We start from the raw sequence: 12789 nt of genomic DNA, 5'->3' as shown, positions 1-12789 counted from the left end.
AGGAGGGCCCGCGATGACCATCGGGAAGATCGTCACCTCGGGGACGTTCACGCTGGACGGCGGAAGCTGGGACGTCGACAACAACGTGTGGCTGGTCGGCGACGACCACGAGGTCGTGGTGATCGACGCCGCGCACGACGCCGAGGCCATCCGCCAGGCGGTCGGCGACCGGCGGCTGAAGGCCATCGTCTGCACGCACGCGCACAACGACCACATCAACGCGGCCGGCGCGCTGGCCGACGCGACCGGGGCGCCGATCTTGCTGCACCCGGCCGACGCCGTGCTGTGGGAGATGGTCTACGACGCCGAGCGCGAGTACGAGCCGCTCAAGGACGGCGACGTGATCGAGGTCGCCGGAGCGGCGCTGCACGTCCTGCACACCCCCGGCCACGCCCCGGGGGCGGTGTGCCTGTACACGCCGCAGCTCGGCGCCGTGTTCACCGGGGACACGCTGTTCTCCGGCGGGCCGGGGGCGACCGGGCGTTCGTACTCGTCCTTCGGCACGATCATCGACTCCATCCGCGACCGGCTGCTGACGCTGCCGCCGGAGACGGTCGTGCACACCGGGCACGGCGACTCCACCAGCATCGGCGCCGAGGCGCCCGATCTTCAGGAGTGGATCGACCGGGGGCACTGAGCGGGCGGGCCGGACGCGGGTACGCGCCGGGGCGTGGCATGGCGGGGTGAAGGCTCGGTCGGTGTTGCACAGCTCACATAGGCAACCCTTACCCGTGTGAGTTACCTTAGGTATGCTTTACCTACGTAGACGTGAAGGGCATACCCCCATGTATGTGTGCATCTGCCGAGCCGTGACCGAGAACGAGGTGCACGACTGCATCGCCTCGGGCGCCAGGAGCGCACGGCAGATCCGCGATCTCACGGGCGCCGGAGGGGACTGCGCGACGTGCGTGCGGAAGATCTGTGCGATGCTGAAAAGAGCGGAGGATCTGGTCGCGACCGCATAGAACGCATAGAAAGGGATGCTGCCCGTGCAGGGGGACAAAGACATCATCGCTCTGTTGAATGAGCAGTTGACGTCCGAGCTGACCGCCATCAACCAGTACTTCCTGCATGCCAAGCTGCAGGAGCACTGGGGCTACACCAAGCTCGCCGCCATCACCAGAGCCGAGTCGATCGACGAGATGCGGCACGCCGAGGTGCTCACCGACCGCATCCTGTTCCTCGAGGGCCTTCCCAACTACCAGAAGCTCGGCACGCTGCACATCGGGCAGACCATCCTGGAGCAGCACACGGCCGACCTGGAGCTCGAACTGGACGTCGTGCGGCGCCTGCGCCCGGGCATCCAGCTCATGCGCGAGCGCGGTGACCACACCTCCGCGCGCCTCTTCGAGGACATCCTGAAGGACGAGGAACACCACATCGACTACCTCGAGACCGAGCTGCAGCTGCTGGAGACCCTGGGTGAGGGGCTGTACCTCCAGCGCTACGTGGACCTTCCCGGCGGCTCCGCCTCCTGATCGCACGACCGCGTGTCGCGCCCCCGACCGCCGGCCCGCCGGCGACCGGGGGGCGTTTCGGCGTGTCCCCGGACCCGGTCGCGGAGGGTCGCCGCGACGCGCCGCTCCGCTTTCTCGTGCCGGTTCGCGAGCGTACTCCTGGGGCCATCGGGGTAGAAGGCAATGCGGGCGGGGTCGTCCGAGTTTCTGAGTCTTTGCCCAGGTCAATTGGTGGGTCAACGACGAGTCAAACCGCGCGCTGTACCCGGGAAACGATCGCCTAAGGTCCTACGATCGCTTTATGACCTGCGTACTTCTCGCCGAGGATGACACCTCGATCTCCGAGCCCCTGGCGCGCGCGCTGCGCCGAGAGGGCTATCAGGTTGAGGTGAGCCCCGATGGCCCGCAGGCCCTGGAAAGGGCTCTGTCCGGGGGCGTCGACCTCATCGTGCTCGATTTGGGCCTACCGGAAATGGACGGCCTGGAGGTCGCCCGCCGCATCCGCGCCGAAGGGCACGGCACGCCCGTGCTCATCCTGACCGCCCGCGTCGACGAGGTCGACACCGTGGTCGGGCTCGACGCCGGTGCCGATGACTATGTGACCAAGCCGTTCAGGCTTGCGGAACTGCTCGCCCGGGTGCGGGCGCTCCTGCGGCGCGGCACGTCCGAGACCCCCGTGGTCCAGGGCGTGCGCATCGACGCCGACTCGCGCCGCGCCTGGATGGGAGACAAGGAGCTGCATCTCACCACCAAGGAGTTCGACCTGCTCCGCGTGCTCGTCCGTGACGCCGGCAAGGTCGTCACGCGCGAGCAGATCATGCGGGAGGTCTGGGACACCAACTGGTGGGGTTCCACGAAGACTCTCGACATGCACATCTCGTGGCTGCGGCGCAAGCTGGGGGACGACGCCGCCAAGCCGCGCTACATCACCACGGTCCGTGGGGTCGGCTTCCGATTCGAACGCGAATAGCCCATAGCTAGATGCGCCGGAGGTTACTGTCCTCGACCCTGGTGGTCGCGGCCATAGCGGTCCTGCTCCTGGGGGTCCCGCTCGGTCTGGTGGTCACCCGTCTCATCAACGACGAGGCGGTCCAGCAGCTCCGGGCGCAGGCCACGTTGCTGCTCAGCCAGGTGGAATACGCCCGCATCGAAGATCGGCCGATCGATCCCGACGAGTTGCAGCGGCAGTATCCCAGCAGGTACGTCCAGATCTTCATCCGCAACAGCCCGACCGTCATCGTCGGGGCCGAGCCCCCGCCCGGCCGCCAGATGACCGAGGAGACCCACTCGGAGAGCGGGGTCTATGTCCGGATAACGCGCGACCGCGCCCAGGTCGAGCGCAATGTCCGGGGATGGCTCATGCTCATCGTGGCCCTCGCCGGGCTGGCGCTGGCGGTCGCCGTGTCGCTCGCCGTCGTGCAGTCACGCCGGCTCACCCTGCCGCTCCTGGACCTGGCGAGGATCGCGGAGCGGCTGGGCTCAGGCGAGGCCCGGCCGAGCAGGCACCGCTACGGCATACCTGAACTCGACCGGGTGGCCGAGGTGCTCGACCGCAGCGCGACCCGCATCGCCGACCTGCTGAGCCGCGAGCGGGAGTTCGCCACCGACGCCTCCCACCAGCTCCGCACGCCGCTCACCGGGCTGACCATGCGGCTGGAGGAGATCGTGGACGCCGCCGACCAGCCCGCCATCGTCCGTGAGGAGGGCGAGGCGGCGATCGTCCAGGCCGAGCGGCTCACCGCGGTCATCGACGAACTGCTCGCCGCCGCCCGGCGCCAGCGGCACGCCCAGGCCGAGGCGATCCCGGTGGACGAGGTGCTGCGCCAGCAGCTCACCGAATGGGAGCCGGCCTTCCGCCGGGCCAGAAGGACGCTCCGCCTGGCCGGCGACCGCGACCTGCGCGCCCTGGTCAGCAAGGGGGGGCTGAGTCAGGTGGTCTCGACGCTGCTGGAGAACTCGCTGGAGCACGGCGACGGCGCGGTGACGATCACGACGGGCAGCTCGGACAAGTCCATCGTGATCGAGGTCGCCGACCAGGGACCGGGCATTCCCGAGCACCTGCGCGCCCGCGTGTTCGACCGCAACGTCAGCGGCGGCGGTGGCACCGGGCTCGGTCTGACGCTGGCCCGCGCCCTCACCGCCTCCGACGGCGGCCGCCTGGAGCTGGTGCGCATGCGCCCGGCGGTGTTCGCGCTGTTCCTGCGGCCGGCCGGCGAGACCGCCCGCCACCGCGTGGTCAGCGGACCGGCGTGATGCCTGGACTGTTGCCGTTGGCGCTGGTCTCGGCGCCGGTGACCGGCGGGAGCTGCGGACCCGGGAGCGGGTGGGCGCCGCGCTGAGGGGGCTGCTCGTCGGCCGGGCCGGCCTCGGGCAGCCCGGTGTGCGGGTCGACCGGGGGAAGCTCCGGCGGCAGGAACACCCACTTCTTGTACGACCAGTACCGGAACAGCGTGCCGAGCGCGGTTCCGATGACGAGGGAGACGTTGTAGCTCAGCGGGTCGGTCATCTTCAGCGTGTACTCGACGAAGCCGATGATGAGCAGCGAGATGAGCAGGCCGATGCCGTTGAGCACGAAGAACAGGAAGTACTCCCTGGCCAGGCCGCTCTTCTCGCGGTGCCGCCAGGTCCAGTAGCGGTTGGCCAGGTAGGCCAGCGTGGCGGCGAGCACCGTGGCGAAGGTCTTGGAGGTCAGCGGGCCGAGCTCGACCACGTACCTCAGCAGGTTGGTGGAACCCCAGTCGACGATGAAGGCGACCGCGCCGACGATGCCGAACTTGGCGAGCTCTCGGAGGAGCGAGGAGAACTGGTCATACAGGCGACGGATGAACTGCACAACGGTCCTTCCTAGGTGTCCGGGAGCCTCCTCAGGTTACCGGTGTGCCGGCCGCTCTGGGTCTTGTCCTCCAAGCGCGTCCTTTCCGCTATTTACTGAAATATCGGTACTTTCACGGCGAGTAACCGAGGTGGTGCGCTAGGCTGCGCCGCAGATCGCCAAGGTGTGCCATGGAGAGGTGGCTCCCGCCGTGCTGCGCCGACTGGTCGCTGTGCTCATCAGCGTCGCCCTGCTGACCGGATGCGGCGCGCGGAGCGGGGGCGAGGCGACTCCTGCGCCGGAGCCCGCCTCCGAGGGCGCCACGGCCCGCACGGTCGTGGAGGACGAGGCCGCGACGGCGTTCGGGCTGCTCAAAGAGCTCGACGAAGCGCGCGGGAAGCGCGACTGCGACAAGGTCCTGTTCCTGACCACCTCCGCCGCGAGCGAACTGGGCGGTCGTGCCTGCGAGGCCACCCGGAACGGCCGCCCGGTTCCCGCGCCCGTCTCCTACGGCGACGTCGAGTACTTCCTGCCCGACAGCCCCGAGGAGCGGCCCTGGTTCGCCGCGCTGGCGCGCAAGCCGCAACCGTCCTACTTCGTCTTCGCCTACGAGGAGGACCGCTGGCGGCTGGCGTACGGCCCGGTGCGGCTCGTCGGGAACGCGCCCCGCCTGGACGCCGACGCGATCACCCGGGTCGTCCCCACCGACGACCCCGAGGACGGACTGCGCGCCAGGCTGGTGCCGCAGAAGCACCTGGCGTTCCTGTCCGACCGCGTCGGTCTCAGCGGCGTGCGCTTCGCCTCGGGCGACCCGATCAGGAGCCTGCTGACCGAGCTGGTCAGGAAGCCGGCCACCGTGCGTCCCGACCGGCTCAGCTACGACGTCCAGCTCCTGCCGGGCGACACCAGGGCGCTCGGGGTGGACGGCGGCGGCGCGCTGGTCTTCCACGCCATCAAGATCACCTACACGCAGAAGGCGCACGGGCGCAAGCTCGCCCACCCGCTGTTCGGCGGCGCCGCCGTGCGCGCCTTCACCGGCGGCGGCGACCGCGCCGTCGTCCACGTCACCGAGATCGTCTCGCTGGCCACCAAGGTCGCCCAGGACGGGAAGCTGACGACGGTCGCCATGTCCCGGGGGCTCGCCGACATCACCCGCTGACCGGCCCCTGACCGTCCCGGGCCGCGAGGGGCCCGGGCGACAGCACGGCCACCGGAACGTCATGGGTAGGGTTTGGGCTTGTGACCAGTGTTGTGACCAGGAGGGAAACCCCTCACATCGGGCCCGTCATCGGCATGGTGGGCGCGGGCCAGCTCGCCCGGATGACCCAGCAGGCCGCCATCGCGCTCGGCGTCGAACTGCGCGTCCTGGCGAACTCCTTCGACGAGAGCGCGGCGCGGGTGATCGCCGACACCCGGCTCGGCGACTACCGCGACCTCGCCGCGCTGCGCGCGTTCGCCGAGGGCTGCGACGCGATCACCTTCGACCACGAGCACGTGCCCACCGGCCACATCGAGGCCCTCGCGGCGGCCGGGTTCGCCGTCCGCCCCGGCGCCGAGGCGCTGGTGCACGCCCAGGACAAGGCCGTGATGCGCGAGCGCCTCACCGCGATCGGCGTCCCCTGCCCGGCCTGGGCCCGGGTCTCCTCCGCCGACGACCTGGACGCCTTCGGCAAGGAGCACGGCTGGCCGGTCGTGCTCAAGGCCGTGCGCGGCGGCTACGACGGCAGGGGCGTGTGGGTCTGCTCCTCGGCCGAGGAGGTCGCGGCGGTCCTGGCCAGCGGCACCGAGGTGATGGCCGAGGCGTTCGTGCCGTTCGAGCGCGAGCTGGCCGTGCTGGTGGCCCGTTCCCCGCACGGGCAGGGCGTCAGCTACCCGGTCGTCGAAACCGTCCAGCGGGACGGCATCTGCGTCGAGGTCATCGCCCCGGCGCCCGGCCTGGACCCCGAGCACGCCGCCCAGGCCCAGCACATCGCCCTGAAGATCGCCAACGAGCTCGGCGTGACCGGGCTGCTCGCCGTCGAGATGTTCCAGCTCCCCGGCGGCCGGGTCATCGTGAACGAGCTGGCCATGCGCCCGCACAACAGCGGCCACTGGACCATCGAGGGCGCCCGCACCTCGCAGTTCGAGCAGCACCTGCGGGCGGTTCTCGACCTGCCACTCGGCTCCCCGGCCCCGGTGGCGCCCGTCGTGGTCATGGCCAACGTGCTCGGCGGCGACGATCCGGACGTGTTCGGCCGGTACGAGCACGTGATGGCGCACGATCCGGGGGTGAAGGTCCACTTCTACGGCAAGGAGGTGCGACCCGGCCGCAAGATCGGGCACGTCACCGCGTTCGGCACCGACGTGGACGAGGTACGGGCCCGCGCCCGGCACGCCGCCGTCCACCTGGCCACGGGGGAGTACGTCTGATGGCGGGGAATCCGCAGGTCGGCATCGTGATGGGCAGCGACTCCGACTGGCCGGTCATGCGGCTCGCCGCCGAGGCGCTCGGCGAGTTCGGCGTCCCGTTCGAGGCCGACGTGGTCTCCGCGCACCGCATGCCGCAGGAAATGATCTCCTACGGCGAGCGGGCGGCCGAGCGCGGCCTGCGCGTCATCATCGCCGGGGCGGGCGGAGCGGCCCACCTGCCCGGCATGCTCGCCTCGGTGACGCCGCTCCCGGTGATCGGCGTGCCGGTGCCGCTGAAGTACCTCGACGGCATGGACTCCCTGCTGTCGATCGTCCAGATGCCCGCCGGCGTGCCGGTGGCCACGGTTGCGATCGGCGGCGCCCGCAACGCCGGGCTGCTGGCCGTGCGCGTCCTCGCCGCCGCCGACGAGGGCCTGCGGGCCAAGATGCTGGCCTTCCAGTCGTCCCTCAGGGACCAGGCCCACGCCAAGGGCGAACGCCTGCGCGCCGAGGCCGCCACCCTGGCCTCCGGAGAGCCCGCGAGCTGACCGGCTCCGCGATCGGGTGCAGCCGCGATCGGGTGCGCCCACGATCGGTGCACCAGCTATCGGTGCGTCCGCGATCGGGTGCGCTCCGCGATCGGAAGTGCTCCGCGATCAGAAGCGTGAGGCCGCGCCGGGACGGTTCCCGGCGCGGCCTCGGTGCTTTCGTTGTCGACGTAACGCGTGGTCCGGGTGCGGTGCGCCGGGACTACGGGCGGCCCAGGGCGCGGTAGTGCCAGCCGGCGGCCCGCCAGGTCTCGGCGTCCAGCGCGTTGCGTCCGTCCACGATCTTGCGGGCGGCCACGACCTCGCCGAGCTTGTCGGGGTCGAGGTCGATGAACTCCTGCCACTCGGTCAGCAGCAGCACCACGTGCGCGTCCTTGGCCGCCTCCAGCGCCGAGGCGCCGAACCCGAGGGCCGGGTGCGCGCGACGGGCGTTCTCCAGCGCCACCGGGTCGTACACCGTGACCTGGCCGCCCTGCTCGCGGATCTTCACGGCGACGTCCAGCGCGGGCGAGTCGCGGATGTCGTCGGAGTTCGGCTTGAAGGCCGCGCCCAGCACGGCCACCGTGCAGCCGCGGAAGGATCCGCCCGCCAGCTCGCGGGCCAGGTCCACCATGCGGGCGCGGCGCCGCATGTTGATGGCGTCCACCTCGCGCAGAAACGTGAGCGCCTGGTCGGCGCCCAGCTCGCCGGCGCGGGCCATGAACGCCCGGATGTCCTTGGGCAGGCAGCCGCCGCCGAATCCGAGACCGGGGTTGAGGAACCGGCCCCCGATGCGCTCGTCGAACGACAGCGCCAGCGACAGGTCCTTGACGTCGGCGTGCGCGGCCTCGCAGACCTCGGCCATCGCGTTGATGAAGGAGATCTTGGTGGCGAGGAAGGCGTTGGCCGCGACCTTGACCAGCTCGGCGGTCGGGTAGTCGGTGATGATCAGAGGCGTGCCCTCCGACAGCATCGACTCGTAGACCTCCCGCATCATCTTTTCGGCCTTTTCGGACACGACGCCGAGCACGATGCGGTCAGGGTGCATGGTGTCGCGGACGGCGAAGCCCTCGCGCAGAAACTCGGGGTTCCAGGTGAGCTCGACGGCCTCTCCGGCCGGCGACAGCCGGATGAGCTTGTCGGCCAGACGCTGGGCGGTGCCCACCGGCACGGTGGACTTGCCCACCACCAGGCAGTCGCGGGTCAGGTGAGGCGCGAGGGACTCGACCACCGCGTCCAGGTAGGAGACGTCGGCGGCGTACTCCCCCTTCTTCTGGGGCGTGCCCACGCAGATGAAGTGGACGTCACCGAACTCGGCGGCCTCCTGGTAGGAGGTGGTGAAACGCAGCTTTCCGGACGCGAGCCCCTGCTGCAGCAGCTCCTGCAGGCCGGGCTCGTGGATGGGGAGCTCCCCCGCCTGAAGGCGGGCGACCTTGTCCGGGTCCACGTCCAACCCGAGCACATCGAAGCCGAGCGCGGCCATGCACGCCGCGTGTGTGGCACCCAGATATCCGGTCCCGAGGACCGTCAGGCGATAGGACACGTGCGTGCTCCCTCCATGTACCGCTGTCGACCCAATCTTTACCGTAACGTTGCCGAGGCATGTTACCGGCCCCCCGCCCCGGAGCAACAGTACAAACCGGACATTTCGCCGTGCAGGTGTGTCTCATATACCCCTGAGTCAGGCACCGTATAGTCGGACGTCCTAGTATTTGAACATGAGCTTCCCTCTCTACGCGCCCGGCGAAGAGCACGCGATGCTGCGCGAGACCGTCCGGGCCCTCGCCGACGACAAGATCGCCCCGCACGCCGCCACGGTCGACGAGACGGGCGAGTTCCCGTGGGACGCCTACAAGGCCCTCGTCGCCGCCGACCTGCACGCGGTGCACATCCCCGAGCAGTATGGCGGGGCCGGAGCGGACGCGCTCGCCGCGGTGATCGTCATCGAGGAGGTGGCACGCGCCTGCGCCTCCTCGTCCCTTATCCCGGCCGTCAACAAGCTCGGCACCGTGCCCCTGCTGCTGTCGGCCTCCGAGGAGCTCAAGCAGCGCTACCTCGGTCCGGTCGCGCGCGGGGAGGGCATGTTCTCCTACGCCCTGTCCGAGCCCGAGGCCGGCTCCGACGCCGCGGCGATGAAGACCCGCGCCGTGCGGGACGGCGACCACTACGTGCTCAACGGCACCAAGATGTGGATCACCAACGCGGGCGTGTCGGAGTTCTACACGGTCATGGCGGTGACCGACCCGGACGCCGGGGCGCGGGGCATCTCGGCCTTCGTCGTGGAGAAGGCCGACGAGGGGGTCTCCTTCGGGGCCAAGGAGAAGAAGCTCGGCATCAAGGGCTCGCCGACCCGCCAGGTCATCTTCGACAACGCGCGCATCCCCGCCGACCGCATGATCGGCGAGGAGGGCACCGGCTTCAAGACGGCCCTGGCCACGCTCGACCACACCCGCGTCACCATCGCCGCGCAGGCCCTCGGCATCGCCCAGGGAGCCCTCGACTACGCCATCGGGTACGTCAAGGAGCGCAAGCAGTTCGGCAAGCCCATCGCCGAGTTCCAGGGACTCCAGTTCATGATCGCCGACATGGCCATGAAGCTGGAGGCCGCCCGGCAGCTCACCTACGCCGCCGCCGCCAAGTCCGAGGCCGCCATGCACGGCGAGAAGATCGCCGACCTGACCTTCTTCTCCAGCGCCGCCAAGTGCGCCGCCTCCGACGCCGCCATGGACATCACCACCGACGCCGTCCAACTCCTCGGCGGCTACGGCTACACCCGCGACTACCCCGTCGAACGCATGATGCGCGACGCCAAGATCACCCAGATCTACGAGGGCACCAACCAGATCCAGCGCATGGTCATGGCCCGCCAGCTCCTCAAGTAGCCCCTGAAGTGCGCGAACCCCGTCTCCCTCCTCTGGGCGACGGGGTTCGCCGTGTCCTCGCAGGACTCCCGAACGATCACTGTTCCGTCCTTGATCTGTGAGAGACGGTGCGGTGCCCCCCCGTCGTGGGCAACACCCGGTGATTCGTGGGCCGCGTGCAACTTTCAGGCTGGTCTCCTGAACCGCGGCCGGGTCGTTACGGGGCGGGCAGGGCTTGACCAGGAGACGCACCTAGTCAGGGGCAGGATTTCTCGGTACCGCCTGGCCGCCCGGTCTCCGTGCGACCGCGGCGCCTTGACTCAGGTAAAGCATCAGGTCAGGCTCCTCGATTGTCGACCGATGGATCTATTGACGGGAGCGTCGATGATGGGTGCTCGACGGCAGCGGAAGCTCCGGCCGGCCACGACGCTCGGCGTAGCGGTGTCCTTGGTGGCGGGGACATTGACCGTCCAGGCGGCCCTGGACCCGGCTGTGGCCGCAGCGGGTCCCACGTTGTCGGTGGACCTGTCCGCCGCCCGGCACGCGATCAGTCCGGACATCTACGGCATGAACGGCGCCGACCCGGCGTTCGCCGCCGAGATCGGCCTGCCGGTGGCGCGCTGGGGCGGCAACACGAGCACGCGTTACAACTTCAAGAACCACACCTACAACACGGGAAGCGACTGGTACTTCGAGAACATCGTCGCCGGGCCCGACAAGACGGTCGAGGCGTTCGTCCAGACCAACCGGGACCGCGGCACCAAACAGGTCGTCACCGTGCCGATGAGCGGGTGGGTGGCCAAGGACTCGCCCGCCGAGCACCCGTTCGCCTGCGGATTCCCTGCCGGCCGGTTCCCCGCTCAGGACGGATTCGACCAGTGGGACCCCGGCTGCGGCAACGGCAGGCTCAACAACGCCAACCTCACCGGGGCGGTGCCCGAGGACACCTCGATCCCGGTGGACGCCTCGTTCGACGGCGAGATGGTCTCGCATCTCGTGAGCCAGTTCGGCAAGGCGGCGCGCGGCGGCGTGTCGATCTACGAGCTCGACAACGAGCCGGTGTTGTGGAACTCCACGCACCGCGACGTGCACCCCGAGGCGGTCTCGTACGACGAGCTGGGCAGCAAGGGAACCGCGACCGCCGCGGCCATCAAGGCCGCCGACCCGAGCGCGGCGGTGCTCGGCCCGTCCGGCTGGGGATACTGCGAGTGGGTCGCGTCCGGGGTGGACGGATGTGGGCCGGGCGCCGACGCGGCCGCGCACGGCGGGCTCAACCTGTCGCAGTGGTGGCTGAAGAACATGAAGGACTACAGCGACGCGCACGGCGGCAAGCGCATCCTCAACTACTTCGACCAGCACTACTACCCGCAGATCAATGGCGGGAAGGACGCCGAGTCCAACGCGTGGCGGCTGCGGTCCACGCGTTCGCTGTGGGACCCGACGTACGTGGAGGAGTCCTGGATCGGCCCCACGGGCGTGAACGCGCCGCCGCTCCAGTTCATCCGCAAGATGAAGGAGTGGGTCGCGCAGTACTACCCCGGCACGAAGACCGCGATCACCGAGTACAACTGGGGCGCGCTGGACGACATCAACGGTGCTCTGGCGCAGGCCGACGTTCTCGGCATCTTCGGGCGTGAGGGTCTCGACCTCGCGACCATCTGGGGCGAACCCCAGCCGACGCAGCCCGGCGCCTACGCGTTCCGGATGTATCGCAACTACGACGGCGCGGGGAGCCGGTTCGGTGACGTGAGCGTGTCGGCGACCAGCAGCGATCAAGGGCAGTTGGCGGTGTACGGGGCGCAGCGCTCGCGCGACAAGGCGCTGACCCTGATGGTCGTCAACAAGACCGGCGGTGAGCTGACCTCCCCGTTGTCGATCGCCGGACTGCACGGCGACGCCAGGGCGCAGCGGTTCACCTACAGCACGGCCGATCTCAACTCGATCGTGCGCGGTGACGATCTCACGGTGCACCAGGGCCGGGTCAATGCGGCGTACCCGGCGAATTCGATCACCCTGCTGGTTCTGCCGGGGCACCGGCGTTGACGGCTCCCGGGAGGGGGCGGTCAGGCTCCTGAACAGCAAGAACCCGGTCCCGGGGAAGCCCGGACCGGGTTCGCCGTATGGCGGATGATCTTAGGAGAGGCGCGCGCCGACCACCCCCTGCCGATCGATAAGGCCTGTAGCGCCCCGCGACCTAGGCCTACCGTTCGCCTCCAGGCGTGCACCGCCCCGCGCGCCCGAGGGACCGACAGATCATGGGCTGTGTTTCCCAGGGGGCTCCGCCCCCTTCGCCCCCCGGGCGAGAGGCTCCGTCCCTCAGGCTCCCGGCTACCACCACTGGTCGGCTGGTGAAGGAGAGCTGACCGGCGAGACCCGCAGATTCGTTCTGGGGTGACGCTTCGGCGTCATCTCCTACCGCGATTCTGACCGTACGGCTTCCGGTGACGGGAGCAGGCATCGGACCTGTTTGCCGATGGGGGTGAGGGCGACGTCCCAGCCTGGGGCGAGTGCGTCGAGTAGCCACAGGCCGCGCCCGGACTCGGCGTTCGGGTCGTCGGGAGCCGTTCCCGACCGTACAGGTAGTCGTGCCGGGTTCGGGTCGTGCACCCTGACCCAGATACCCGTCGCATGCGGCCATGGGCAATCAGAACTCCTCTGGCCATGGGGCGGATCGTGGCCCTGGAGGGCGTCGAGATTGAGTCGATGGTCTCGGGAGAGCGACCCTGAGATCCTCGCGTTGAACT

At 69.8% G+C, this 12789-nt stretch carries 12 protein-coding genes; 10 read left to right on the top strand and 2 right to left on the bottom strand.

Going from position 1 to position 12789, the window contains the following annotated elements:
- Nucleotides 1–13 precede the first annotated feature (13 nt).
- From ABZU32_RS17865 to ABZU32_RS17845, 5 genes are all read left to right on the top strand, one after another.
- Entirely contained in the window at nt 14–637 is a 624-nt protein-coding gene (locus ABZU32_RS17865) for an MBL fold metallo-hydrolase (RefSeq protein ID WP_354837203.1), read from the top strand.
- A 112-nt stretch (nt 638–749) separates the two neighbouring features.
- Nucleotides 750–965: a (2Fe-2S)-binding protein gene (locus ABZU32_RS17860; protein ID WP_354923444.1), complete on the top strand. Its 216-nt coding sequence runs from the start codon at nt 750–752 to the stop codon at nt 963–965.
- A gap of 24 nt (nt 966–989) precedes the next feature.
- Complete coding sequence (bfr, locus tag ABZU32_RS17855) at nt 990–1478, top strand: bacterioferritin (RefSeq protein ID WP_354923441.1); 489 nt, start codon at nt 990–992, stop codon at nt 1476–1478.
- 280 nt (nt 1479–1758) lie between these two features.
- Nucleotides 1759–2427 carry a response regulator transcription factor gene (locus ABZU32_RS17850; RefSeq protein WP_030451323.1) on the top strand — a complete coding sequence of 223 codons (669 nt, stop codon included), beginning with the start codon at nt 1759–1761 and terminating at the stop codon, nt 2425–2427.
- An 11-nt stretch (nt 2428–2438) separates the two neighbouring features.
- Complete coding sequence (locus tag ABZU32_RS17845; protein WP_354837195.1) at nt 2439–3710, top strand: ATP-binding protein; 1272 nt, start codon at nt 2439–2441, stop codon at nt 3708–3710.
- On the opposite strand, the gene ABZU32_RS17840 is transcribed toward ABZU32_RS17845, so the two are convergent.
- Nucleotides 3694–4290, bottom strand: a complete 597-nt coding sequence (locus tag ABZU32_RS17840) for a GtrA family protein (RefSeq protein WP_354923438.1) — start codon at nt 4288–4290, stop codon at nt 3694–3696. The two genes, ABZU32_RS17845 and ABZU32_RS17840, sit on opposite strands and share 17 nt — an antisense overlap.
- 178 nt (nt 4291–4468) lie before the next feature.
- On the opposite strand from ABZU32_RS17840, the gene ABZU32_RS17835 reads away from it, so the two are divergent.
- The 3 genes from ABZU32_RS17835 to purE all read left to right on the top strand — a co-directional run bounded on the left by ABZU32_RS17835 (nt 4469) and on the right by purE (nt 7205).
- On the top strand, nt 4469–5428 hold the full coding sequence (locus tag ABZU32_RS17835; protein WP_354923435.1) for a hypothetical protein: 960 nt from the start codon (nt 4469–4471) through the stop codon (nt 5426–5428).
- Nucleotides 5429–5508: 80 nt separating this feature from the next.
- Nucleotides 5509–6678 (top strand): 5-(carboxyamino)imidazole ribonucleotide synthase, encoded by a 1170-nt coding sequence (locus tag ABZU32_RS17830; RefSeq protein ID WP_354923432.1) that lies wholly within the window; start codon nt 5509–5511, stop codon nt 6676–6678.
- Entirely contained in the window at nt 6678–7205 is a 528-nt protein-coding gene (purE, locus tag ABZU32_RS17825; protein ID WP_354923429.1) for a 5-(carboxyamino)imidazole ribonucleotide mutase, read from the top strand. The genes ABZU32_RS17830 and purE overlap by 1 nt, the downstream gene beginning before the upstream one ends.
- 202 nt (nt 7206–7407) lie before the next feature.
- Here the strand turns inward: purE and ABZU32_RS17820 are convergent, their stop codons facing one another.
- Nucleotides 7408–8727 carry a UDP-glucose/GDP-mannose dehydrogenase family protein gene (locus ABZU32_RS17820; RefSeq protein ID WP_354923426.1) on the bottom strand — a complete coding sequence of 440 codons (1320 nt, stop codon included), beginning with the start codon at nt 8725–8727 and terminating at the stop codon, nt 7408–7410.
- A 175-nt stretch (nt 8728–8902) separates the two neighbouring features.
- Here ABZU32_RS17820 and ABZU32_RS17815 point away from each other — a divergent pair, with 175 nt between their 5' ends.
- Entirely contained in the window at nt 8903–10066 is a 1164-nt protein-coding gene (locus ABZU32_RS17815) for an acyl-CoA dehydrogenase family protein (protein ID WP_354837183.1), read from the top strand.
- A 429-nt stretch (nt 10067–10495) separates the two neighbouring features.
- Nucleotides 10496–12088: a glycoside hydrolase family 44 protein gene (locus ABZU32_RS17810; protein ID WP_354923423.1), complete on the top strand. Its 1593-nt coding sequence runs from the start codon at nt 10496–10498 to the stop codon at nt 12086–12088.
- Nucleotides 12089–12789 lie beyond the last annotated feature (701 nt).

The sequence above is a fragment of the Sphaerisporangium sp. NPDC005288 genome (genome assembly GCF_040607475.1).
Taxonomy (GTDB): Bacteria; Actinomycetota; Actinomycetes; order Streptosporangiales; family Streptosporangiaceae; genus Sphaerisporangium; species Sphaerisporangium rhizosphaerae.
Note: the sequence above shows the minus strand (reverse complement) of the source record. Positions and strands in the feature narration are given on the sequence as shown.

Coding starts and splice junctions, on each gene's coding strand:
- ABZU32_RS17865 (WP_354837203.1), top strand. CDS start 14: ATGACCATCGGGAAGATCGTCACCTCGGGGACGTTCACGCTGGACGGC.
- ABZU32_RS17815 (WP_354837183.1), top strand. CDS start 8,903: ATGAGCTTCCCTCTCTACGCGCCCGGCGAAGAGCACGCGATGCTGCGC.
- purE (WP_354923429.1), top strand. CDS start 6,678: ATGGCGGGGAATCCGCAGGTCGGCATCGTGATGGGCAGCGACTCCGAC.
- ABZU32_RS17850 (WP_030451323.1), top strand. CDS start 1,759: ATGACCTGCGTACTTCTCGCCGAGGATGACACCTCGATCTCCGAGCCC.
- ABZU32_RS17860 (WP_354923444.1), top strand. CDS start 750: ATGCTTTACCTACGTAGACGTGAAGGGCATACCCCCATGTATGTGTGC.
- ABZU32_RS17845 (WP_354837195.1), top strand. CDS start 2,439: ATGCGCCGGAGGTTACTGTCCTCGACCCTGGTGGTCGCGGCCATAGCG.